Source organism: Sphingomonas daechungensis (assembly GCF_039543105.1).
Taxonomy (GTDB): domain Bacteria; phylum Pseudomonadota; class Alphaproteobacteria; order Sphingomonadales; family Sphingomonadaceae; genus Sphingomicrobium; species Sphingomicrobium daechungense.
Genome location: NZ_BAABJC010000001.1, coordinates 2,154,485 through 2,177,695, shown reverse-complemented (window position 1 = coordinate 2,177,695; position 23,211 = coordinate 2,154,485). Strand labels below are relative to the sequence as shown.

Here is a 23,211-nt window from a genome sequence, read left to right as displayed (position 1 = left end):
CACTACGGAGAGTGTTGGTAACTCACCTTATTTGGGGACACAATGGATTTTGATGCCATTTCGTGGGTTTTCATGCCCACTGGCGGATTTCTGCGGCTTTTTTACCTCAGTTTCGCGGGATGTTCCTAACCTGTTCTTTGCATATCAACCTGTGGATAACCCTGTGCGCAGACCGAATCGGAGAATCAGCGGCTAAGTCACTGCCTACTCAGCGTTCCAGCCGGTCGAGTTCGCGAAGCAGCAGTTGGAGGTCACCGGATCGGTCATCGACATTCAGCCAATCCGCGTCGGCGATGATCGTCGCTTTGCCGCGTCCGATCGCGCAGCGGGCGATTAAGCCCTTCCCCTCAACATCGCAGCCGGCTTTCTCGGCGAGGATCCCGCCGGGCGAGGAAAAAGTCGTTGGGCTGGGTCCGATGTCCCCAGCAACTGGCCCGTCCGCCGCGCTCTTCACGAGCTTCAAGCCCCAGTGAGCAAGCAGTCCCGTATCAGCGAACGATGGCGGCGGGCGAAGTTTGTCGCCCAGCGGCCGCTTGCTCGGCCAGTCGAGCTTGGGATCTGCCAGTAGAAGCAGCCGCCCCCCATCCCGTACCCAGCGATCGAGATCGACCAGCGCCTCGGCGGTCTGCGGCAATGCATGAGCCATCAGCAGCAATCGGCCCTGCGCGAGGGACGCCCGGTCGGCAGCCCCAATCGGGACGACGCGGTAGCGGGTCTCCAGCACCGTCAGCGCCTTCGATCCACTGCTTTCCAGGGTGAACTCTTCGGGGAAGATCAGTGGCAGGGTCGTAAGCAGCATCAGCCGCGGCTTCCGGTCGCGCGGACCGAGATTCGAGGCCGACCCGCCACGACCCAGCGCGACAGCCGCGCCGATGGCGAGCAATGCGATCAAGCCAAGCGCCAGGACCAGCGCCGGAATGCGGCGCATATGGCGACCTACTCTGCGCTGGCGTTATTGAGGGAAGCGTCGCCTCCGGGAGCAACGCCCAGTTGCGCCAGCGGCTCATCGGATTCCGATGTGTTCAACTGCTGCGCATTGTCGATTTCCGGATCCTCGCGGGACCGAGTGATGACCGAGCCGAGCAGCACCAGCAGGAAGGCGAACGCAAGGCCCGTGAGCCCGATCCGAATGCGTTGAGCGCTGGTGCTCGCGGGATTGGCCATTGCGGTTGGAAGCTATGGCCCGACACGGTACAATGCAAGGTGATGCCTTGACGCTTGCACTGCCGTTGTGAAAGGCGCTGGAATCATGACTCGCCCCCTAACGATCCTGACGCTCGTTGCGGCCGCCGCGCTAGCCGGCTGCAACAGCGAAGACCACACCATCGTTTCCGACCCCGCCGGGCCGGACCCCATGGCCAACGCCGTTGCCAACGCCGGATCGGTGACGCTTCCGCCGTCGATCCAGGCCAGCAAGGCCTATCGCTGCAAGGACAACAGCCTGATCTACGTTGACTGGTATTCGGACGGCTCCGCGCGCGTGAAGAAGTCGCGTGACGAGGTAGGCGCTCCTCTGCTCGCCGCTGGCGACAAGGCACTGACCGGCGATGCCAAGGCCGCGTCGATCACCTTCAACGGCCAGAGCTGCAAGGCTTAAGCCAGCACCATTGTTTCAATCCACGGCGCCGGAGAAATCCGGCGCCGTTTTCATTTGGCCTTAGGCTGGTTCCGCCTGCTTCTGGGAAGAGCCCATTTGCTCCATCCGCCGCTGCATCTCGTCCGGCGGAACATCCTCGACGTGCATCGCGAGGCTCCACTGGTGGCCGAACGGGTCGCTCAAGGTGCCCATACGGTCGCCCCAGAACTGGTCTTCGAGTGGACGATCCTGATGGGCGCCGGCGTTGATCGCCTTGTTGAACGCCGTGTCGACGTCATCGACGTAAAGCAGAATGCTCGACGTCGGCCCGCCCCGGCTCCGAGGGCCAAGGTGGCCTTGATCCGGAAATTCATCAGCCAGCATCACCACGCTGTCGCCGATCTCCAGCTCGGCATGGCCGACACGGCCGCCCATCGGCAGTCGGAACTTCTCATTCGCGCCAAACGCGCGCTCGTAGAATTTGATTGCGGCGTTGGCGTCGTCGACGACCAGATACGGGGTGACGCTGTGATAGCCTTCGGGAATGGGCTTCGGCATCTGAGGTCTCCTGACCCTTCCACCCGCCGCGAGCCTACTCCTTTTGCCTGAGTCGCTCCAAAGCCGTTCGTCGCAAGCTAGCGACCATTCGCAGACGCGGCTAAGGGCCGCGCATGACCGTTCTCGAAGCCTCCCGCATCAGTCCCGAAACCGTCGCCGAGCATGGCCTTTCGCCTGAGGAGTACGACCGTCTCCTCCACGCGCTCGGACGCGAGCCGAACCTCGTGGAACTCGGCATCTTCTCGGTGATGTGGTCGGAGCATTGCTCCTACAAATCGTCGCGCTTCCACCTGAAGAAGCTGCCGACCGAGGCGCCGTGGGTGATCTGCGGTCCCGGAGAGAATGCCGGCATCATCGACATCGGCGACGGCGACGCGGCCATCTTCAAGATGGAGAGCCACAACCACCCGTCCTACATCGAGCCCTATCAGGGCGCGGCGACGGGCGTCGGCGGCATCCTGCGCGACGTCTTCACCATGGGCGCACGCCCGATCGCGAACATGAACGCGCTGCGCTTCGGCCGGCCCGATCATCCCAAGATGCGCCACCTGATCGCGGGCGTGGTCCACGGCATCGGCGGCTACGGCAATTGCGTCGGCGTCCCGACCGTCGGCGGCGAGGTCAATTTCGACACCGCCTATGACGGCAACATCCTCGTCAACGCGATGACCGTCGGCGTCGCGAAGACGGACAAGATCTTCTACTCGGCCGCGACGGGCATCGGAAACCCGATCGTCTATGTCGGCTCGAAAACCGGCCGTGACGGCATCCACGGCGCGACCATGGCCAGCGCGGACTTCGACGAGAACAGCGACGAGAAGCGCCCGACCGTGCAGGTCGGCGACCCCTTCACCGAGAAATTGCTGATCGAGGCCTGCCTGGAGTTGATGGCCACCGACGCGATCGTCGCCATCCAGGACATGGGCGCCGCGGGCCTCACCTCCTCCTCGGTCGAAATGGCGAGCAAGGGCGGCGCGGGCATCCGGCTCGACATGAACAAGGTGCCGTGCCGCGAAGAGGGCATGACGCCCTACGAAATGATGCTCTCCGAGAGCCAGGAGCGCATGCTGATGGTGCTGAAGCCCGGCCGCGAGCCGGAGGCCGAAGCCATCTTCCGCAAGTGGGAGCTCGACTTCGCGGTCATCGGCGAGGTCACCGACACCGGCCACATGGTGCTGGAGTTCGACGGGGAGGTCGTCTGCGACATCCCGCTCGGTCCGCTCGCCGACGAGGCGCCCTGCTACGAGCGCCCGTACATCAGCCAGGACGAGTACAAGGCGTGGGCCGGCATCAAGCCGCTGGAGAACGTGCCGGAGAGCACGGACATCGCGGCGGACCTGCTGAAGCTGATGGCCTCACCCAACCTCGCCAGCCGCCGCTGGATCTGGGAGCAGTACGACAGCCAGGTGGGGGCCGACACCGTCCAGCGGCCGGGCGGAGACGCAGCGGTCGTGCGCGTGCACGGGACGAAGAAGGCGCTGGCCATCACCACCGATTGCACGCCGCGCTACGTCTATGCCGATCCGGTCGAGGGCGGGAAGCAGGCGGTCGCGGAGACCTACCGCAACCTCTGCGCGGTCGGCGCGAAGCCGCTGGCGATCACCAACTGCCTCAACTTCGGCAACCCGCAGCGGCCGGAGATCATGGCGCAGCTCGTCGGTGCCTTGCAGGGCATGGGCGAAGCTTGCCGCGCGCTCGACTACCCGATCGTGAGCGGCAACGTGTCGCTCTACAATGAGAGCAAGGCGACGGGCGGCGGCTCAGCGATTTTGCCGACGCCTGCAATTGGCGGCGTCGGGTTGCTGGAGGATTGGGAGAAGTCGGCGACGATCGCTTTCAAGGCTGAGGGTGAGCACATCATCCTGATCGGCCACAGCGACAGTCATTCGGGCCAGTCACTCTGGCTTGACGTGTGTCACGGCCGACGTGAGGGCTCTCCGCCACCAGTCGATCTTGATGCCGAGCGGCGTGCGGGCGAATGCATCCGTGGATTGATCGCGGACGGGCTCGTCACTGCTGTTCACGATTGCGCCGACGGTGGAGCAGGTGTCGCGATTGCTGAAATGGCACTTGCCGGAAACATCGGAATGTCCATGACGGTCGTGCCGCAAATCCCCAACCCAGGCGCGATCCTGTTCGGCGAGGATCAGGGTCGTTACGTCGTCACGACGTCCGATCCAGATCGGGTCCGGGCGCTAGCGAATGATGCGAACCTTTTCGCCGTTCCGATTGGAACGACGGGCGGAGATGCATTGACGTTCGATTTGATGGATCGCGGCGGCCCTCAGAGCGTGACGCTAAGTCAGTTGCGGGTCGCGCATGAAGGCACCTTCCCTAAGCTGATGGGCGCCGACGCCGCGCTTGCATAACGCTCGTCATTGCGAGGTGCCGAAGGGGACGCGGCAATCCAGTGCGCGGCTGGATTGCTTCGCTGCGCTCGCAATGACGGAGAGAGGTAGCTAGCGTCCCTGGAAAGGGGAGGCTCAATGCTCAAGCCGATCGCCATCGCGACGGCCGTTTCCGGCACGCTCGACATCCTGTTCGCGATGATCCTGACGGTTTTCTTCGGCCGCGAGATCGGGAACATGCTGCGCTACGTCGCCTCGGGCCCCTTCCCTGCTGCCGTGGACATGGGCGCCGCGGGCGCGATCCTCGGCCTGCTCGTCCACTTTTCTCTGATGGCGATTATGGCGGTCTCCCTGATGCTGTTCCTGCGATCGCGGCCGCCGATTCTCGCTACGCCTTACCGAACCGGAATCGCTTTTGGCGTCATCACCTATTTCATCATGAACTGGCTGGTCGTTCCGCTCCGCTTCGGCACGCCGCTTCCGCCGAAAGCGCTGTCGATCGCGACTCAGCTGTTCGCGCACGTGGTGCTGGTCGGCATCCCCATGTCGCTCGTCGCCGCGCGCGCTCTGAAGCCGCGATCCGAATGACCGCCGGCTACTCCGGCACGCCGCTCGGCAAGAAGCTCGGGTATCGCCAAGGCATGCGGGTGTTCGTGGGCGACATGCCCGATCCCATTCGTCACGAGATCGAACAGAGCATCGGCGAGAAGCCCGAATGGCAGTTCATTCCCGAAAGCGAGCTCGAGGCAGCGCACGTCTTCGTTACCCAGCGCACTGCGCTGGAGGACAAGGCCCGGGCACTGCTGCCCCTGCTGGGCAAGGGCGGGTTCCTCTGGGTGAGCTGGCCGAAGAAGGCCGCGAAAGTCGCAACCGACATCACGGAGGACACGATCCGCGAGGTTTGCCTGCCGATGGGTCTGGTCGACGTGAAGGTCTGCGCGATCGACGCGACCTGGTCGGGCCTGAAGCTGATGCGGCGACGGTAAGGCTTCGCGCTCTCGTTACACACGTGTAACGTGGGCGCATGACCCAGACATCCACGCGCGGCTGGACCTATGCGGGCCTGGCAATCTCGCTCCTCGGCATTCCAGCGATCGTCACGGCTCAGCGTCTGCTCGCCCCCGATCCGACAGCGGCGAGCAGCATCGTCATCCGGGAGATTGCAATCCTTGCCGTCACCGCATTCGTCCTGTGGATCGTCGTCGCTCGCGAGCGCCTGCCATTGTCTTCGATCGGCCTTCGCTTCGATCGTGTCGGCCGCTCCGTGGCCTGGGGATTCGGGCTGGCCGTCGCCGCTTTCGTAATCCTGCTCGCGTGCCTCGCTGGCTTCTCGGACCTTGGCATTCACTATGGAGAAGGAAGCGGAATATCGCGCGCGCTTCCGGTCACATTCCTCGCAGTCATGCGCGCAGGCATTTCGGAAGAGGTGCTCTACCGAGGATTTGCCTTGGAGCGCCTGCAGTCGCTGACCGGAAGCAAGTGGATTGCCGCGGGCGTCACCCTAGTCCTCTTCGCCGCATTCCATTTTCGGCAAGGCATGGCCGGTGTGTTCCTGGCGTTCGTGCTCGGCGGACTGTTCACCGCTTACTACTTGTGGAAGCGCGACCTGTTGGCGACGATCACTGGCCACTTCCTGGTCGACTTCGTGCCCAATGTCCTGCTGCCGCTGCTAGGGGCCGGCGACTGATACTTGCGAATGGTTCGCATTATCGATATATACGTCTGCATGATCGTCTGCATCTGCAACCGCATCACCGAGAGCGAGGTCCGCAAGGCCGCTCGCTGCGGCGCGGCGTCTCCGGAGGCCGCGTACGCCTGCCAGGGCTGCAACGTGCAGTGCGGATGCTGCCTCGACTTTGCCCAGGACGTGATCGACGAAGAGCTTGGCAAGGCGAAGCACCTTCGGCTCGTGACTGCCCGCGCCGCCTGACTTTCTGCGACTGACTCTCAGTCGCATGTTTTTCCCGGTTTTCCGCCAGTTTTTCGACTTCCTTCCGCGCGCGTGGGGGAGTACATCCGTGCTGTCGGCAGGAGTCACTGAATGAAGGGCGATCCCAAGGTCATCGAGCTTCTCAATGAGGCGCTGAAGAATGAGCTGACCGCCACCAACCAGTACTGGCTGCACTACCGGCTGCTCGACAATTGGGGCGTCCACAAGCTCGCCGCGTTCGAGCGTCACGAATCGATCGACGAGATGAAGCATGCGGACCGGCTGGCGGAACGCATCCTGTTTCTCGACGGCTTGCCCAATTTCCAGCTGCTTGGGCGCCTGCACATCGGCGAGAACGTTGAAGAGGTGCTGAAGGCCGATCTCGAGCTGGAGATGGAAGCGCTGACCCAGCTGCGCGGAGCCATCGCGCACTGCGAGACGGTGAAGGATTACGTCAGTCGCGATCTCTTCTCGGAAATCCTCGAAAATGAGGAGAGCCACGTCGACACGCTTGAGCAGCAGTTGGAGATGATCGCGCGGATGGGCCTGCAGAATTACATTCAGCTTCAGTCGAAGCCCGCCGAAAGCTAAGGTTCCCGCAGGGGGACAGGAATGGCGACACTTCCATCGACCGGAGAGTCGGGGCGAATCATCACGCTCGACATCATTCGCGGCGTCGCGGTGATGGGCATATTCTCGGTCAACGTCATCGCCTTCGCGATGATCGAGGCCGCCTATTTCAACCCCGCCGTGTACGGTGGAAGTACCGGCCCGAACTTTGCGGTCTGGGCGACCAACATGGTCCTGATCGACGGCAAGATGCGGTCGTTGTTCTCGATGCTATTCGGTGCCTCGATGCTGTTGGTGATCGAGCGCGCCGAAGCTTCCGGCCGGCCGGCCTGGCTCGTTCACGCACGGCGGATGCTCGTCCTGCTCGGCTTCGGGTTGATCCACTATTACTTCATCTGGTTCGGCGACATCCTGACGCTCTATGCGGTTTGCGGACTGGTGGTCTTCCTGTTCCGCAACCTGTCGATCGAAAGGCAAGTGGCGCTCGGGGCCGCCTTCATGGTCGGGCACATGCTGTTGTTCACCGGCTTCCTGATCGATGGCTATCACACCGATGTCGCCGCCCATGCACCGAACGCTCCGCAGGCCGCCATCGACTCCTGGAATGCCGGTTTCGGAAGCTTTGCCCCGGATGCGCAGACGATTGCCGACGATCGGGCCATCCACCTGGGGACCTATCTCGATTACGTCCGCTATCGCCTGTCCGAATGGACGGATATCTTCCCGACGACGATCGCCTTCATTCCGGACACTATCGGGCTGATGCTGCTGGGCATGGCCGGATACCGGTCCGGTTTCCTGACCGGTGAATGGAGCAACAAGGCTTACCGCCGGGTTGCCGTCATCTCGCTTTCGATCGGTTTCGTCGGCGGCGCGGGGGTTGTCGGTTACGATGTTTGGTCCGGCTTCAGCGTCCTAGGTTCGATCGCCGCGTTCGTTGTCGTTGCGACGCCCTTCATCACGGTCATGGCATTCGGCTATGCGGCCAAGATCATCCTGCTAACGCGCCGCTTCGGCCCGCTTGCGCAGCGCATTGCTGCCACGGGACGGTGTGCCTTCTCCAACTATCTTGGCACATCGATCGTGGCGTCGCTGATCTTCTACGGCTGGGGGCTTGGCTACTACGGGTCTCTGTCGCGCTGGCAGGCGTGGTGCCTCGTGCCGCTGGTGTGGGTGGGGATGCTCTTATGGTCCAAGCCATGGCTCGAGCGCTTCCACTACGGCCCGCTGGAATGGGCATGGCGCAGCCTTGCGCGTGGCAAGATGCAGCCGATGCGGAAGACGCGAGCGACGCCCGCGACGGCCTAGATCCGGCCGAAATCCTGGTTCGAGGCCTTGCGGCCGAAACCTGCCTGCGGAGCGCGGGTCAGAAGCGGATTGGTTGCCTTGTCGAACAGGTCGACCGTTCGCGAGAAGAGCTTGCGAAGCTCGACGACTTCCGGAACGAGCTCGTCAGGGAAGCGGCGCGACTCGACGCAAAGCCTCGCGGTGCTTTCAATCAGTTCGGCAACATCGGCGAGCGGACCGGCCCCGAACTGACGAGCCTCACCCTTGATGGTGTGGGCCGGAATAACGAGCGCGGCCGTGTTCTGGTCGTGCATCGCCTCTTCGATCTGCGCGACCGATTTGGCTCCGTCTTCGCGGAAGTAACTGAGAATCCGAATGAAACCGGCACCGAGCTCGGCGCGGCTCCGTTCGAAGTGAACCCAGTCGACGATCTTGAAGTCGTCGTCGCTCATTGCATTCCCCGTGACCACGGGACTCGCTTACGCCGCAAAGGGTAAAATTAGGCTTAGCGCCCCTTGTCGTACGGGTTTTTCGGCGCGCGAAAGGAAAGCCGCATCGGCACCGGGGCAAGCTTCAGGTCGCGCCGCATCGAGTTGAGCAAGTAGCGGCGATAGCTGTCCGGCAGTTGGTCGACGCGGGTGCCGAAGACGACGAAGGTCGGCGGTCGGGTCTTCACCTGCGTGATGTAGCGAAGCTTGATCCGGCGACCGCTCGGAGCCGGCGGCGGATTGGCGTCGACGGCCTGCTCGAACCAACGGTTGAGCTCGCCCGTCGAAATCCGGCGCGACCAGGACTCGCGAAGCTCGAACGCGACTTTGAGAACGTCGTCCACGGCTTTCCCGGTCTTCGCCGAGATCGCCAGCACCGGAACGTTCTTGAGCTGCGAGAGCCCCTCTTCAAGCGCCGCCTTCACTCCGTTGAACAATGAGGAGGCATGTTCAGCGACGTCCCACTTGTTGAGCGCGATGATGAGCGCCCTGCCCTCCTCGACGACGAGGTCAGCAATACGCAGATCCTGTGCCTCCAGGCCCCGAGTGGCATCCAGGAGGAGGACGACCACCTCGGCATGTTCGATCGAGCGCCGCGTGTCCGCACCCGACAGCTTCTCGAGCTTGTCCTCGATTTTCGCCCGCTTCCGAAGGCCCGCCGTATCGACGAGCCGCACGGGCCGTCCCTGCCATTCCCAGTCGAGGGTGATGGAGTCCCGCGTGATCCCCGCTTCGGGACCGGTGATCATTCGCTCCTCGCCGAGCATCTTGTTGACCAGCGTCGACTTGCCGGCATTGGGCCGCCCGACGATGGCGAGCTTCAGCGGCCGAGCCGGGTCTTCCTCGTCAAGCTCCTCTTCGACCTCGTCGTCGTCGCGCTCAACAAAGGGTCGGAGGCTTTCGAACAGGTCGACGACGCCCTCGCCATGCTCGGCGCTGATGGCGATCGGTTCGCCGAGGCCGAGCGAGAAGGCCTCGAGACGCCCGCTCTCGCCGGCGTTCCCCTCCGCCTTGTTGGCGGCGACGATGACCGGTGTTTCCCCCGCGCGCAGCCACCGAGCGATCTCTTCGTCGAGCGGGGTCAGCCCCTCGCGCCCATCGATCAGGAACAAGGCCACGTCCGCCTCGCGCACCGCGGCTTCGGTCTGCTGGCGCATGCGACCCGGAAGCGTGTGCGGGTCTTCGTCCTCGTAACCGGCCGTGTCCATCACCCGGAACTCGAGCCCGAGCAGCTTCGCCTCGCCCTCGCGGCGGTCGCGGGTGACGCCGGGGCGATCGTCCACCAGCGCGATCTTCTTGCCGACGAGGCGATTGAAGAGCGTCGACTTTCCCACATTGGGACGGCCGACGATCGCTACGGTGGGGAGACGGGGCATCCGCGGCGGTTAGCCGATGAATCCGCTTCTGCGAAGGACCGTGATACAACACCGATTCGTGTGCGCAACGGAACGAGTTAGCGGCGAGCGTATTGAATCGCCCGTTCCAAGTTCGGGAGCATGAGAAGAATGCCGTCGCGACCCGCATGGAGGGGACAGATCAGACTCGCCTTGGTCTCGATCCCCGTGGAGATTTATCCCGCCACCAAAAGTGGCGCTCAGATCCAGTTCCATCAGGTGCACGAGCCCTCGGGCAAGCGCATCAAGTATGAGAAGGTCGTACCCGGCATCGGGCCGGTCGACCCCGACGAAATCGTCAAGGGCTTTGAGGTGTCGAAAGGCCACTACGTCCTTCTAGATCCGGAAGAGATCGAGGCGGTAAAGCTCGAAAGCCGCAAGACGCTCGACCTCGTCCAGTTTGTCGACGAGGACAATATCGAGGCGATGTTCTTCGAGAAGCCATATTACGTGGTTCCCGCCGACGACCTCGCCGAGGAAGCCTATGTCGTGCTTCGCGATGCGCTGAAGGACGCCAAGAAGATCGGCGTCGGCCAGATGGCGATGCGCGGCCAGGAATATGTCGTCGCGATCAAGCCAGCCGGCCGCGGTATCCTGATGGAGACGCTCCGCTACGCGGACGAGGTCCACAAGTCCTCGGGCTTCTTCCGCGATATCGGTGACACCAAGCCCGACCCGGACCTGCTCGACATGGCTTCGATGCTGATCGAGCGGAAGGCGGGCGAGTTCAATCCCAGCGAATTCCACAACCGCTATGTCGATGCCCTGAAGGACCTGATCGCCGAGAAGCAGAAGAAGAAGGGCGAGAAGGTGATCCAGGATCCGGATGCGGACAAGGCTCCGCCGAAGGGCTCCAATGTCATCGACTTGATGGCGGCGCTCAAGAAGAGCCTCGGCGACGAGAAGAAGTCGGCGCCGAAGAAAGCTGCGGCGAAGAAGGCGCCCGAGAAAAAGCCGGCGAAAAAAGTCGCGGCGGGCGGTCGAGGACGGTGAGTTGCGCCCCTGCGAAGGCAGGGGCCCAGTTCGCTGCCGGAAGGCAGCGCCTGCGGCGCTGGACTAGGCTCCTGCCTTCGCGGGAGCGCGGATAATGGCCCGCAAGCTCGACATCGAGACCTACAACCAAAAGCGCGACTTCACGAAGACGAAGGAGCCGAAGGGCCGCAAGCTCAAGGGCAAGGGCGACAGCTTCGTCGTCCAGAAGCATGAGGCGTCGCGCCTCCACTGGGATTTCCGGCTGGAGCTCGACGGTGTCTTGAAAAGCTGGGCGGTGCCCAAGGGGCCCAGTCTCGACCCGGGCGACAACCGTCTCGCCATGCGCACAGAGGATCATCCGCTCGATTACGGAAGCTTCGAAGGGACGATCCCGGCGGGCGAATATGGCGGCGGCACGGTGATGCTGTGGGACCATGGCCGCTGGATTCCGCACCCCGACAAGGACCCACGCAAGACACTGGAAGAAGGTCACCTCCACTTCACCCTCGAAGGCGAGCGCATGCGCGGGGAGTGGGTGATGTTCCGCCTGAAGCCCAAGCCCGGCGAAAAGGCCGAGCCGTGGATGCTGAAGAAGGTCACCGACGAGTTTGCCAATCCCGACAATGGGGAGGAGCTGGTCGACGAGTTCACCACCAGCGTGACCACCGACCGCACGATGGCGGAAATCGCATCCGGGAGCGAAGTCTGGCGCTCCAACCGCGGCGGTCAGAAAGGCGGGCGCGCGAAGAAAAAGGCATCGGAAGCTCCGCCGCCGTTCCAGTCGCCGCAGCTCGCGACGTTGGTAGACGAGGTTCCGCCGGGTTCGAACTGGCTCTTCGAATACAAGTACGACGGCTACCGTCTGCTGATCGCCACGGGCAGCGGTGCGGCCACCGCCTGGACCCGCAACGGCAAGGACTGGAGCGACAAGTTCCGAGCATTGGTGAAAGCCGCGGCGCATCTTCCCCCCGGCTGCCTGATCGACGGCGAAGCGGTTGCGCTCGATGAGACCGGGAAACCCGACTTCCAGTTGCTCCAATCAACGCTGAAGGACAGCCGCGGCAGGAACCTCGCCTTCTACGCCTTCGACCTGCTGGTCGACCGCGGCGAGGACATAACCCGGCTTCCGAATATCGAGCGCAAGGACCGCCTGAAATCTCTGCTTGCCGGGATGGCCGAACCGATCCTGTTCGGCGATCACGTCATCGGCCGCGGTGACGAGCTGTTCCGCGAGATCTGCAAGGCGGGCGGCGAAGGCCTGATCGCAAAAGTCGCCAATGCCCCCTACCGCGGCGAACGCACGCGCAATTGGCTGAAGGTCAAATGCATCCGGCGCCAGGAATTCGTCATCGTCGGCTGGTCCGAAAGCGACAAGCGCCGCGGGTTCCGATCATTGCTGGTCGGCACGCGCGATGGCCGTAAACTGACTTACGCCGGCAAGGTCGGCACGGGCTTCAGCGGCGCGCTGATCGAAGACCTGATGGAGCGGATGGAGCCGCTCGCGACGGACAAGGCGGCGGTCGAAGTCCCCCGCGCGGAGCGCAAGGGCGCGCACTGGATCGAGCCGAAGCTCGTAGCCGAAATCGCCTTTACGGAGTTTACGTCGGATGGCGTTCTTCGACATCCAAGCTTCATCGCCTTGCGTGAGGACAAACCTGCGAGCCAGGTCGTCCGCGAGGTGCCCAGGCATCTCAGGGAAACGAACGTGACGGCGAAGCCGAAGACCGCGCCGCGGAAGGTCAAGCTGAAGTCCGCCGAGGACTTCGGAATCGAGATCTCGAGCCCGGACCGCGTCATCTATCCCGAGCTTGGCCTGACCAAGAAAGACCTCGCCGACTATTACGCGACCATCGAGCCGCTGATCATGAAGGATTGCGCCGACCGGCCAATGACTTTGATCCGCTGCCCGGGCGGACGAACCGGCGAATGCTTCTTCCAGAAGCACGATAAAGGCACCTTCGGGCCGAACGTGAAGCAAATCCCGATCGAGGAAAAGGATGGCGAAACGGAGGACTACCTCTACTTCGACGACATCCGCGGCCTGCTCGCCTGCGTGCAGATGGGCACGATGGAGTTTCACGGCTGGGGCAGCAAAATCGGCGCGGTCGAATGCCCCGACCGCCTGGTGTTCGACCTCGACCCCGATGAAGGGCTCGACTTCGGCAAGGTCACGGAAGCCGCAGTTTACGTGCGCGACCTCGTCGCACAGCTCGGCCTCAAGAGCTTTCCGCTGCTCACCGGAGGGAAAGGCATCCACGTTGTTATCCCGCTCGACGCGACCGCCGATTGGCCGAAGGTGAAGAGCTTCGCCGACCGCTTCTCGCGCGCCGTTTCGGAAGCGGAGCCGGAGCGGTTCACCGCCAACATCCGCAAGGCGCAGCGCACTGGCCGCATTTTCATCGACTGGCTCCGCAACCAGCGAGGAGCGACCGCGGTCATGCCTTACTCCGCCCGCGCCCGCGAGGGCGCTCCGGTCGCGGCTCCGGTGACGTGGGACGAACTTGACGACTTCGACAGCGGCCACGCCTTTTCGATCCGCGATGCGGGCGAACTGCTGAAGCGGGCCAAGTCGAAGTCGCTTGCGGGCTGGGGAAAAGCGTCGCAATCCCTTCCGGATGCGTAACAGCCTCCGTCTAACGCTCCTCCCACTCCTCTTCGTCCTGATCGCCGCATCGCCGCCCGAACTCCAGCAATGGCGCGGACAGGCTGCGCGCGTCACGATCGCTCGCGACGATTGGGGCATCGCCCATGTGCGCGGAAAGACGGACGCCGACGCGGTGTTCGGCATGATCTACGCGCAGGCCGAGGACGACTTTCCGCGGATCGAGGCAAACTATCTCACCAATCTCGGCCGCACCGCCGAAGCCGAGGGCGAGAAGGCGATCTGGCAGGACTTGCGTGCGCGCCTCTACGTCAGCGAGCCGGAGTTACGGGCGAACTACGCCGCGAGCCCGCCGTGGCTGAAGCGGTTGATGGATAGTTGGGCGGCAGGCCTCAATTACTACCTGGCGACTCATCCGAACGTGCGCCCGCGCGTCCTCACCCGCTTCGAGCCGTGGATGGCGCTGAGCTTCACCGAAGGGAGCATCGGCGGCGACATCGAGCGGATCGATCTCGGCGAATTGCAGAAGTTCTACGCGGGCAAGCGTACCCTCGCCGCCAGCTTGAAGGACGTTGAACCGCGCGGTTCGAACGGGATCGCGATTGCACCGACGATCACAGCGCCCGGCACCGGATCGCTGCTGCTGATCAATCCGCACACCAGCTTCTTCTTCCGCTCCGAGCTGCAGGTCAGCAGCGACGAAGGTCTCAATGCCTACGGCGCCTCAACGTGGGGCCAGTTCTTCATCTACCAGGGCTTCAACGAGCGCGTCGGCTGGATGCACACGTCGAGCGGCGTCGATAATGTCGATGAGTTCGCGGAGAAGGTCGAGCGCAAGGGCAAGGGCTTTTGCTACCGCTTCGGCAAGGACTGCCGCTCGCTCGTCGAACGCAACGTCACGATCAATTACCGCGCCGCAAACGGCAAGCTGGTCCAGCGGACTTTCACCACCTGGCGCACGCATCACGGGCCTATCGTCCGCGAGGCGAACGGCCGCTGGGTTTCCTTCGCGATGATGGACAAGCCGGTTGCCGCTCTTCAGCAGAGCTTCCTTCGCACCAAGACGCGTGACCTGAAGGACTTCCTCAAGGTCGCCGACCTCAAGGCGAACAGCTCCAACAACACGGTCTTTGCGGACAGCAAGGGCGAGATCGCGATGCTGATGCCGCAGTTCATGCCGCGGCGCGACAACCGGTTCGATTATTCGAAGCCCGTCGACGGCAGCGATCCGGCGACGGACTGGGGTCCGCTCCACCCAATCACCGAACTGCCAAGCACAGTCACGCCGCCGAATGGCTGGGTGCAGAACACCAACAACTGGCCCTACTCCGCGGCCGGTCCGAACAGCCCGAAGCCAAAGCCCTTCCCCGCCTACATGGATACGTTCGGCGAGAATTATCGCGGAATTCACGCGCTCCAATTGCTGATGGCAAGCAGAAGTTGGACGAGAGAGAAGCTGCAATCCGCGGCTTTCGATAACGACCAGCCAGGGTTCGGCTTACTACTTCCCGGCCTCGTTCAAGCCTATGACGCGCTTCCGGTCAGAAGTCCGCAGCGCGCGCAACTGGGCGGCGCGATCGGTGTGCTGCGAACATGGGACAATCGCTGGAGCGCGGGATCGATCGCGAACACTATCGCAAACTATTGGGGCGACGAGATCTGGAAGCTCTCGACCAACACTGAATGGGATGACGGCCTTCCAGTTTTCCAGCGTTTGCTTCGTCTCAGCGGCAAGCAAAAGCTCGATGCCCTAAGGGCAGCGATGGCGCGGCTTCGCCGCGACTTCGGCTGGTGGCAAGTGCCGTGGGGCGACGTGAACCGCTTCCAGCGCATTTCACCCGCAATCGATCATCCTTTCACGGATGCGGGCCCGAGCATTCCCGTCCCCTTCAGCTCCGCCCGCTGGGGGTCGCTCGCGTCGTTCGGCGCGTCGCAGAAGCCCGGCACGAAGAGATGGTACGGAACAAGTGGCAACAGCTTCGTCGCCGTCGTCGAATTCGGGCGCCGGGTCCGCGCGCGCGCGGTCACGGCCGGAGGCCAAAGCGGCAATCCCGCCTCAAAGCATTTCAACGATCAGGCGGAGCGTTATGCCTCCGGCAACCTGCGCGAGGTCTATTTCTATCCCGACCAGCTGAAGGGTCACACGGAACGGACCTACAGGCCCGGCGACTAAGGGCAGAACCCGGCGGCCCTGCCCTTAGTCGGATCAGAACTTCACGCCGAACTCGACACCCCAGATGCGCGGCTCGTTGACCATCGCAGTCAAGTTATTGAAGTCGATGCCGGAAACGGCGCTTTCGTCGTTGGTGATGTTCCGGACGAACCCGGCAACGTCGAACTTGTCCCACTTGTAGCCGATCCTCACGCCGCCCTCGAGAAGGCTGTCGTCGCTGAACTCGACCGAGCGGTAGAGGAAGAACTGGATCTTCGAACGGTGGTACCAGTCGGTGTAGAAGTAGATGCTGCCCGGGCCGACCGGATGCTCGTATCCGGCGGTGAAGTTAATCGTCCACTTCGGCGCCTGCGGAAGCTGGTTGCCGTCGATGTAGACGATCGACGGCTGGAACGGCGCTGCCGGAACCGCAACCGGATCGAGCACGGTGCAGGGCGCGCCGCAGGTCTCGACGACAAGGCCGCTGTCGCGGATCTTCGCGATGTTCAAGCTGACGCCGCCGGTGAAGGTCAGGCCGGTGACCGGGCGGGCTTCGAATTCCGCTTCGAGGCCGTGGCCCTTCACCGCGTCCGCATTCAGCAGCAGGTTGGCGTTGGTGCCGCCACCGACCGCGGATAGCTGCAGGTCCTTGGTCTTGAAGAAGTACGCGTCGAAGTTGAAGCGCAGCTTGCGGTCGAACAGCACGGTCTTGATGCCCGCCTCATAAGACATCGTCCTCTCACTGTTCGCCGTCGAAACCTGACGGTCGAACAGGATACGGCCCTGGATCGCGGGAGCGCGATAACCCTTGGCGACACGGGCATAGACGTTGACGTCCGGACTGACCTCCTGGAGCGCGCTGACGTCCCAGGTCAGCTGGCTGTCCTTGACCCTGGTGGTCGTCTCCGGAACCGGGCCACCGCCCACGAAAAGCGGCCGAATGTCGAACAGGCGTTCGGCGTCGAGCGTCTTCTTGTCGTGGTTCCAGCGCGCGCCGGCCTGAAGCGTCAGGCCGCTGTCGGTCGCGTAATTGACCGAGCCGAAGATTCCGAGCGCCTTCGAATCCTGCTTCTGGTTGACGATCGCCGCCGGTGACGTGTCAGTCGGGTTCGAGAAGTCGAAGCTCTCGATGTCGAGATTCTCGTCGAAGTAGAAGACGCCGGCCTGGTATCCGAAGCCGCCCTTGTTGTTCGACGCAATCCGGATTTCCTGCGTGAATTGGTCGAGGCTCGGGACATTGTCCTGGCTCTGCGCAGGGAACGGGATGAAGCCGGGGCCCGATCCTGGCAGGCCGCAGCAGCCGAAGCCGCCGTCGATGTCGCCGCGGCTTTCGACCTTGCCGTGCCAGTAGCTGGTCACGGAATAGAGCGTCGCGGCGCCGAAATCATACTCGATCGTGCCGGCCACGTTCTGCGTCCGCAGCTTCTGGAAATTCAGGCCGTCGGTGCGAACCTGGTCGCGCTTGAACTCGCCGCCAGTGACGCCGACCAAATTGTTCGTGCCCTGCTCGATCGCGTTGGCGCGGAACAGGCGAGCGCTACCGTTCAAATGCCGGAACTGGCCGACCAGCAGGATCTTGAGCTCCTCCGTCGGCTTGAACTGGACCTGCGCGCGAAGGGCGTAGTCGTCATAGCCTTCGAGGTCGTGCTTGCCAGGGTCGTCGAGGTTGTCGACCCAGTCATTGCGGTGCTGCCAGATCCCCGACACGCGCGCCGAAACCTGGTCGCTGAGATTGCCGCCAGTCGCGCCCTCGGCGTTGATCGTCGAATAGGTGCCGTAGCTGATCCGCGCATAATTATCGCCACGGCCCGGACGGGTGGTGTCGAACTTGACGATGCCGGCAGGGGTATTGCGGCCGAACAATGTGCCTTGCGGGCCGCGCAGGACTTCGATGCGATCGAGGTCGAAGGCTGGGAAGCCCTTCAGGATCGGGTTTTCGAGGACCACATCCTGGTAGACCACGCTGACCGGCTGCGACGCGTTGAGGTCGAAGTCGGTATTGCCGAGACCGCGAATGTAGAAACGCGGAAATGTGCGTCCGAACGAGCTTTCGATATTCAGGCTAGGTACCCGCCCCGCGAGCGCACGGACGTCGGCGCCCGCCGCGTTGATCGCCGTCAGCTGATCCTCGTTGATGGTGCCGACGGAGACGGGAACGTCCTGCAGGTTTTCCGAACGACGCTGGGCGGTAACGATAATCTCGCCGAGGCCCGTGTCTTCGCGTTCGACCGGAACCTGGGCTGCGTCGGTGGGAGTGGCCGCAGGCGCGTCGGGAGCTGGCGCATCCTGAGCCGCAGCTGGCGTGGCGAAGGTGCCGGCAGTGGCAATTGCCAACGCCGAGATCGACGAAAGATAGGTGCGCATCTCATCCCCCCGGATATCTGGAAGGCGCGGGCATGAAGCGGCGCCCGGAGTCGTTCCGAGCCCCCTATGCGCGATTCAAGCTACAAAGCTACGCAAAAGAGTCACCTTGGCGAATCCAGCGCGTCACCGTTGCCCGAAGGCCTCAGACGATGCGGTTGTTCCGGATCACTTCCTTGTACCAGGCGGCGCTCAGCTTCGGGATACGCTGCTGGGTCTTGAAGTCGACGTAGTGAATCCCGAACCGCTTGCTGTAGCCGTCGGCCCACTCGAAATTGTCCAGCAGGCTCCACAGGAAATATCCCTTGAGCGGATAGCCCTCGGCGACCGCGCGGTGAAACTGGCCGACGTAATTCCGGAGATACATCACGCGGTCGGCGTCATCGACGCGGCCGTTGGTCAGCGGATCGTCCGCTGACGCTCCGTTCTCGGAGATATACATCACGTTCGGCTTCCACAGCTCGCTGACCTGGCGCACGCCCCAGTATCCGACCTCCGGGCCGACAATCAGCCATGGCGAGGCCATTCGCGGCGACGAGGGAATATGCGGGATGACCGCGAAGCCGCGCGGCGAGTCGTCGGCTCGCACCCATTCCGGCGCGTAGATATTGAGGGCGACGAAATCGAGCGGGCTGCCGATCGCTTCCATGTCACCCGCCTGCACCTTGGGCGCATTCGCGCCTTCCTGAGTCAGATATTCGTCGATGTAGCGGCCTTCCATGATCGCGGTCAGGAACATGGCGTTGTTCACGCGAGTCGCCTTCTGGGCCGCGGCGACATGCTCCGGAGTCTCCATCACCGGCACATGGATGACCGTATTGTCCGCAATTCCGACTTTCGTCCCAGGCTTGGCATGGGCACGGATCGCCTGGACGCTGAGGCCATGGGCAAGCACGCCGTTGTGCCGAACCTGGTTCGCCTCGGCATCGGGCAGCTTCATGCCCGGAGCGTGGATTCCGACTTTGTAGCTAAGGTCGGTGAAGCAGCGCAGCTCATTGACCGTCATGATATTCTTCACACGGTCAGTGATCTGGCCGGCCATGTAGCCCGCATATTCGGCAAAGGCCTTCGAGGTGTCGCGATTCTGCCAGCCGCCAGGAAGCGCCGCCGGATAGTCCCAGTGAAACATGGTGACATACGGCTCGATGCCGTTCTCGAGCAGATTGTCGAGGACCCGGTTGTAGTGATCGACGCCCTTCTGGTTGGGCTTGCCGCGACCGGTCGGGAAGATGCGCGACCAGGCCAGCGACAGGCGATAGCTGCTGACTCCGAGGTTCTTCAGAAGCTGCGTGTCTTCGGCGTAGCGATGGTAGCTGTCCGTCGCGACGTCGCCATTGTCGTTCCCGAACACCTTTCCCGGCGTGTGCGAGAAGACATCCCAGTTGGTCGGGCCGCGCCCGTCCTCGTTGACCGCGCCTTCGATCTGGTAGGCCGCTGTCGCACAGCCCCAGCGGAAGTCCTTCGGAAACGACAGGTCGGTGGGTGCGGCCTTCGCCAGTCCGGCCGGACCGCCAACAATCGCGGCCGTCGAAGCGGAACCGAGTATCTTGCCAATATCGCGACGCGAGAATTCGGTCATGCTTCGCCTCTCCCAAAACGAAGCTGCGTGCATAGCATGGCTACTGCGGTTGGCGAGCCGGAATGTTAGCGCTCACAACAGGCGCGTTCAGGCGTCGCCGAACCTGTCCGTCGCGCGCACCAGGCCGTCGAGAATGCCCGGCTCGTTGAAGAGGTGCCCGGCGTCGGGAATGATCTGTAGGTCGACCTCCGGCCAAGCCTTCTTCAGTGCCCAGGCCGCGCGCGGCGGTGTGCACGTGTCATGGCGGCCCTGGACGATCACGCCCGGAATGCCGCGGAGCTTCTCGACTCCCTTCAGCAACTGACCTTCCTCGAACCAGCCATTGTTGGCCATGTAGTGGTTCTCAATGCGGGCCACCGCGACCGCAACGTCGGGGCTGGTGAAATGCTCGACGGTGGCCGGACTCGGCAGGAGGGTGACGATGTCACCTTCCCACTTGCTCCAGGCCTTGGCGGCAGTCAGTTGCACGTCCTTGTCGTCGCCGGTCAGGCGCTTGCGATAGGCTTCAACCATGTCGCCGCGCTCGGCCTCGGGAATCGGCGCTTCGAACTCGTCCCACTTGTCGGGATAGACCGATGATGCGCCGCCGTAGGCATACATCCAGTCGATTTCGTATTGGTCGAACAGGAAGATGCCGCGAAGGATAACCTCGGTAACGCGCTCGGGGTAGGTCTGCGCGTAAGCCAACGACAGCGTCGAGCCCCAGCTGCCGCCGAACACCTGCCATTTGTCGACCTTCGAAACCTGCGTCCGCAGCTTCTCGATGTCGTCGACCAGGTCCCAGGTCGTGTTGTTCTCTAGGCTCGCGTAGGGAGTCGACTTCCCGCAGCCGCGCTGGTCGAACACGAGGATCTTGTACTTGTCGGGGTTCCACTGGCGCCGATGGTCAGGGCTCGACCCGCCGCCCGGGCCGCCGTGCAGCATCACCGCCGGCTTGCCGTTCGGATTGCCGCTGAGTTCCCAATAGAGGCTGTGGCCGTCGCCGACGTCGAGCATGCCCGTCTCGTAAGGCTGGATTTCCGGATAGAGGGTCCGGCGCTGTGGGGCGTGTATGTCCATCAGAAGCTGAACTCCTCGTAGATGCGCGAAACGTCGCCATTCCACTCGTTCTCATATTTGTCGAGCAGGCGGTCGGCAGGCGTCACGCCAGTTGCGACGACTTCGTGGAGGGGATCAAGGAATCCGCTCTCGTTGTCGCCGGCGGAATTGAGTCGCGCGCGTCGGCTGAGGCCATCGGATGCGATGTCGAGCACCTGGCGGGCGAGATCGTGCACGGTACCGCCGCCGGGGACTGACGTCTTAAGCGCCAGTTTCGGAACGTCGTGCCGAACCTGCGACCGCTCCTCGATGGTCCAGTCCTTGACGAGGTCCCAGGCGGCATCGAGAGCCTGGCTGTCGTAGAGTAGCCCGACCCACAGCGCCGGAAGTGCGCAAATCTTGCCCCAGCGACCGCCGTCGGCGCCACGCATCTCGAGAAAGCTCTTGAGGCGAACCTCCGGGAAGATGGTCGACAAATGATCGACGAAGTCCGACCGCCTCGGCTTTTCTCCGGGCAGTTGCGGGAGCTTTCCGTCGAGGAAGGCATGGAAGCTCTCGCCCGCGACGTCGATGTACTTTCCGTCGCGGTAGACGAAGTACATCGGTACGTTCAGCGCATAGTCGAGGTAGCGCTCGTAACCGAACCCATCCTCGAACACGAACGGCAGCATTCCGGTTCGGTCGGCGTCGGTGTCCTCCCAGATGTGGCTGCGGAAGCTGCGATAGCCGTTGGGCTTGCCCTCGGTCAGCGGCGAGTTCGCGAACAGAGCCGTTGCAACGGGCTGGAGAGCAAGGCCGACCCGAAACTTCTTAGCCATATCGGCTTCTGAACTGTAGTCCAGATTCACCTGAATGGTACATGTGCGCAACATCATATCGAGGCCGAGCGAGCCGACCTTCGGCATGTAGTTGAGCATGATCGCGTACCGGCCCTTGGGCATGATCGGCAGCTCGCCGCGCGTCTTGTCGGGCCACATGCCGACACCGAGAAAGCCGATGCCGAGCTTCTCACCCACCGCCTTGCACTGGTTGAGGTGGCGCCCGGCCTCGGCGCAAGTCTGGTGTAAATTCTCCAGCGCAGCGCCGGAAAGCTCGAACTGGCCGGCCGGCTCCAGGCTGATTGTTCCATCCGGGCCGGACAAAGCGATCGCATTGCCGTTCTCGAGCACAGGCTCCCAGCCATATTCGGTGAGGCCATTCAGAAGATCGCGGATACCGCCGGCCTCGTCATAACTGGGTGCTCGGTGGTCAGCGACGCGATAGACGAACTTCTCGTGCTCGGTTCCGATGCGCCAGCGCTCTTGCGGCTTTTCACCCTTGGCGAAGACCGCAAGCAAATCGTCGCGGCTCTCGATCATGCGGTGCGTCTCGGGCGTATCGTCGGTGCGTTGCGTCATTGGGAGCGCGACTTAGCTCCGGGCGGGAATCCGCGCCAGCACTTCCGCTTTATGGCCTCATAAGCCCGGCTTTCAGCGCCAATCGCCGGCGACCGCCATGTACGCGGCAAGCGCTGCGAGCGCCGCCGTCTCCGCACGCAGGATACGCGGCCCGAGCGAGATTGGCGTGGCCGAGGGCAAATCGCGGATCGCGGCGCGCTCTTCGTCGGTGAATCCACCTTCGGGGCCGGTCAGGATAGTCGCAGAACCTGGCCTGAATGCGTTGGCGGCCGGCTCACCGCCGGTCTCGTCGGCAAAGTAGAGAGGGCGGTGGATTTCTCGCAGGAGCTGTTGAAGGCTGACTGGCTCCGCGATCGCCGGCAGCACCGTGCGGCCGCATTGCTCCGCTGCCTCGATCGCGATCGATTGCAGCCGCTCCAGCTTCACGCGCTCCGCAATGGTGCGGTGAGTCATGACCGGCTGCAGAGCCGCCACGCCGAGCTCGGTTGCCTTTTCGACCAGCCAGTCTGTCTGCGTGCGCTTTACCGGCGCGAACGCCAGGCAGACGTCGGGCATGACCTCCGCGTCCCGCGTCTTCCGCTCGACCGTGAGCGTCATCCGCTTGCGGCCTGCCTCGGAAACCCGCGCGAGCCATTCGCCGGACTCGCCGTCGAAGACGAGCAATTCGGCTCCCTCGCCGAGGCGCATGACGTTGCCGAGATAGTTCGCCTGACCTGCGTCGAGCTCGACACCAGTCCCCTCTGCAAGCGGCGTTCTCACGAACAAGCGAGGCAGGCTCTTCGGCGGCCAGGCGGGCGTTGCAGGCATCAGAGCGGCTTAGCGCCTTGCGCGTGGCCCGACTACGGCAGGGCTACTTGCCCTTGCGAGACTGCGAAATGAACACCGGAATGAGCGCAACGAAAACGGCGAGAAGAGCGATCCAGACAGCCGTTTCGGGAACGTAATCGATCTCCGGCCAA

Annotated in this window: 21 protein-coding genes; 11 read left to right on the top strand and 10 right to left on the bottom strand. The window is 63.3% G+C overall.

Annotated features, from left to right (window positions below; genetic code table 11):
• Positions 1-208: 208 nt before the first annotated feature.
• Positions 209-928, bottom strand: coding sequence for a hypothetical protein (locus ABD928_RS11410; RefSeq protein WP_345168868.1), 720 nt, complete (start codon positions 926-928; stop codon positions 209-211).
• A gap of 8 nt (positions 929-936) precedes the next feature.
• Complete coding sequence (locus ABD928_RS11405; RefSeq protein ID WP_187715102.1) at positions 937-1,164, bottom strand: hypothetical protein; 228 nt, start codon at positions 1,162-1,164, stop codon at positions 937-939.
• A gap of 85 nt (positions 1,165-1,249) precedes the next feature.
• On the opposite strand from ABD928_RS11405, the gene ABD928_RS11400 reads away from it, so the two are divergent.
• On the top strand, positions 1,250-1,597 hold the full coding sequence (locus ABD928_RS11400) for a hypothetical protein (protein WP_345168865.1): 348 nt from the start codon (positions 1,250-1,252) through the stop codon (positions 1,595-1,597).
• A 60-nt stretch (positions 1,598-1,657) separates the two neighbouring features.
• Here the strand turns inward: ABD928_RS11400 and ABD928_RS11395 are convergent, their stop codons facing one another.
• A complete protein-coding gene (locus tag ABD928_RS11395; RefSeq protein ID WP_187715104.1) occupies positions 1,658-2,134 on the bottom strand; it encodes a VOC family protein in 477 nt (158 codons plus the stop codon).
• 113 nt (positions 2,135-2,247) lie between these two features.
• On the opposite strand from ABD928_RS11395, the gene purL reads away from it, so the two are divergent.
• The 7 genes from purL to ABD928_RS11360 all read left to right on the top strand — a co-directional run bounded on the left by purL (position 2,248) and on the right by ABD928_RS11360 (position 8,290).
• A complete protein-coding gene (gene purL / locus ABD928_RS11390) occupies positions 2,248-4,503 on the top strand; it encodes a phosphoribosylformylglycinamidine synthase subunit PurL (protein ID WP_187715105.1) in 2,256 nt (751 codons plus the stop codon).
• Positions 4,504-4,620: 117 nt separating this feature from the next.
• Positions 4,621-5,070 carry a hypothetical protein gene (locus ABD928_RS11385; protein ID WP_187715106.1) on the top strand — a complete coding sequence of 150 codons (450 nt, stop codon included), beginning with the start codon at positions 4,621-4,623 and terminating at the stop codon, positions 5,068-5,070.
• Complete coding sequence (locus tag ABD928_RS11380; protein ID WP_187715107.1) at positions 5,067-5,468, top strand: DUF3052 family protein; 402 nt, start codon at positions 5,067-5,069, stop codon at positions 5,466-5,468. The genes ABD928_RS11385 and ABD928_RS11380 overlap by 4 nt, the downstream gene beginning before the upstream one ends.
• Positions 5,469-5,506: 38 nt before the next feature.
• Positions 5,507-6,169, top strand: a complete 663-nt coding sequence (locus ABD928_RS11375; protein ID WP_187715108.1) for a CPBP family intramembrane glutamic endopeptidase — start codon at positions 5,507-5,509, stop codon at positions 6,167-6,169.
• 9 nt (positions 6,170-6,178) lie between these two features.
• A complete protein-coding gene (locus ABD928_RS11370; RefSeq protein ID WP_317617574.1) occupies positions 6,179-6,412 on the top strand; it encodes a (2Fe-2S)-binding protein in 234 nt (77 codons plus the stop codon).
• Positions 6,413-6,523: 111 nt separating this feature from the next.
• Complete coding sequence (bfr, locus tag ABD928_RS11365; RefSeq protein WP_187715109.1) at positions 6,524-7,003, top strand: bacterioferritin; 480 nt, start codon at positions 6,524-6,526, stop codon at positions 7,001-7,003.
• A 21-nt stretch (positions 7,004-7,024) separates the two neighbouring features.
• Positions 7,025-8,290, top strand: a complete 1,266-nt coding sequence (locus ABD928_RS11360; RefSeq protein WP_345168855.1) for a DUF418 domain-containing protein — start codon at positions 7,025-7,027, stop codon at positions 8,288-8,290.
• Here ABD928_RS11360 and ABD928_RS11355 read toward each other — a convergent pair.
• Together ABD928_RS11355 and der are read right to left on the bottom strand one after the other, a co-directional pair.
• Positions 8,287-8,721: an Hpt domain-containing protein gene (locus tag ABD928_RS11355; RefSeq protein WP_187715111.1), complete on the bottom strand. Its 435-nt coding sequence runs from the start codon at positions 8,719-8,721 to the stop codon at positions 8,287-8,289. The genes ABD928_RS11360 and ABD928_RS11355 overlap by 4 nt on opposite strands.
• A gap of 53 nt (positions 8,722-8,774) precedes the next feature.
• Positions 8,775-10,133 carry a ribosome biogenesis GTPase Der gene (gene der, locus ABD928_RS11350; protein ID WP_345168851.1) on the bottom strand — a complete coding sequence of 453 codons (1,359 nt, stop codon included), beginning with the start codon at positions 10,131-10,133 and terminating at the stop codon, positions 8,775-8,777.
• 129 nt (positions 10,134-10,262) lie between these two features.
• Here der and ku point away from each other — a divergent pair, with 129 nt between their 5' ends.
• The 3 genes from ku to ABD928_RS11335 all read left to right on the top strand — a co-directional run bounded on the left by ku (position 10,263) and on the right by ABD928_RS11335 (position 15,898).
• Positions 10,263-11,144, top strand: coding sequence for a non-homologous end joining protein Ku (gene ku, locus ABD928_RS11345; RefSeq protein ID WP_187715112.1), 882 nt, complete (start codon positions 10,263-10,265; stop codon positions 11,142-11,144).
• A gap of 94 nt (positions 11,145-11,238) precedes the next feature.
• A complete protein-coding gene (gene ligD, locus ABD928_RS11340; RefSeq protein ID WP_345168846.1) occupies positions 11,239-13,746 on the top strand; it encodes a DNA ligase D in 2,508 nt (835 codons plus the stop codon).
• Complete coding sequence (locus ABD928_RS11335) at positions 13,739-15,898, top strand: penicillin acylase family protein (protein ID WP_345168843.1); 2,160 nt, start codon at positions 13,739-13,741, stop codon at positions 15,896-15,898. The genes ligD and ABD928_RS11335 overlap by 8 nt, the downstream gene beginning before the upstream one ends.
• 33 nt (positions 15,899-15,931) lie before the next feature.
• Here the strand turns inward: ABD928_RS11335 and ABD928_RS11330 are convergent, their stop codons facing one another.
• The 5 genes from ABD928_RS11330 to ABD928_RS11310 form a co-directional block, all read right to left on the bottom strand.
• A complete protein-coding gene (locus tag ABD928_RS11330) occupies positions 15,932-18,241 on the bottom strand; it encodes a TonB-dependent receptor (protein ID WP_345168840.1) in 2,310 nt (769 codons plus the stop codon).
• A 142-nt stretch (positions 18,242-18,383) separates the two neighbouring features.
• Positions 18,384-19,817 (bottom strand): GH1 family beta-glucosidase, encoded by a 1,434-nt coding sequence (locus ABD928_RS11325; RefSeq protein WP_187715115.1) that lies wholly within the window; start codon positions 19,815-19,817, stop codon positions 18,384-18,386.
• Between the two features lie 87 nt (positions 19,818-19,904).
• Positions 19,905-20,876, bottom strand: a complete 972-nt coding sequence (pip, locus tag ABD928_RS11320) for a prolyl aminopeptidase (protein WP_187715116.1) — start codon at positions 20,874-20,876, stop codon at positions 19,905-19,907.
• Complete coding sequence (locus ABD928_RS11315; protein ID WP_187715117.1) at positions 20,876-22,252, bottom strand: glutamate--cysteine ligase; 1,377 nt, start codon at positions 22,250-22,252, stop codon at positions 20,876-20,878. Before ABD928_RS11315 ends, pip begins: the two co-directional genes overlap by 1 nt.
• 72 nt (positions 22,253-22,324) lie before the next feature.
• Positions 22,325-23,059, bottom strand: a complete 735-nt coding sequence (locus ABD928_RS11310; RefSeq protein WP_187715118.1) for a 16S rRNA (uracil(1498)-N(3))-methyltransferase — start codon at positions 23,057-23,059, stop codon at positions 22,325-22,327.
• Positions 23,060-23,211: the final 152 nt, after the last annotated feature.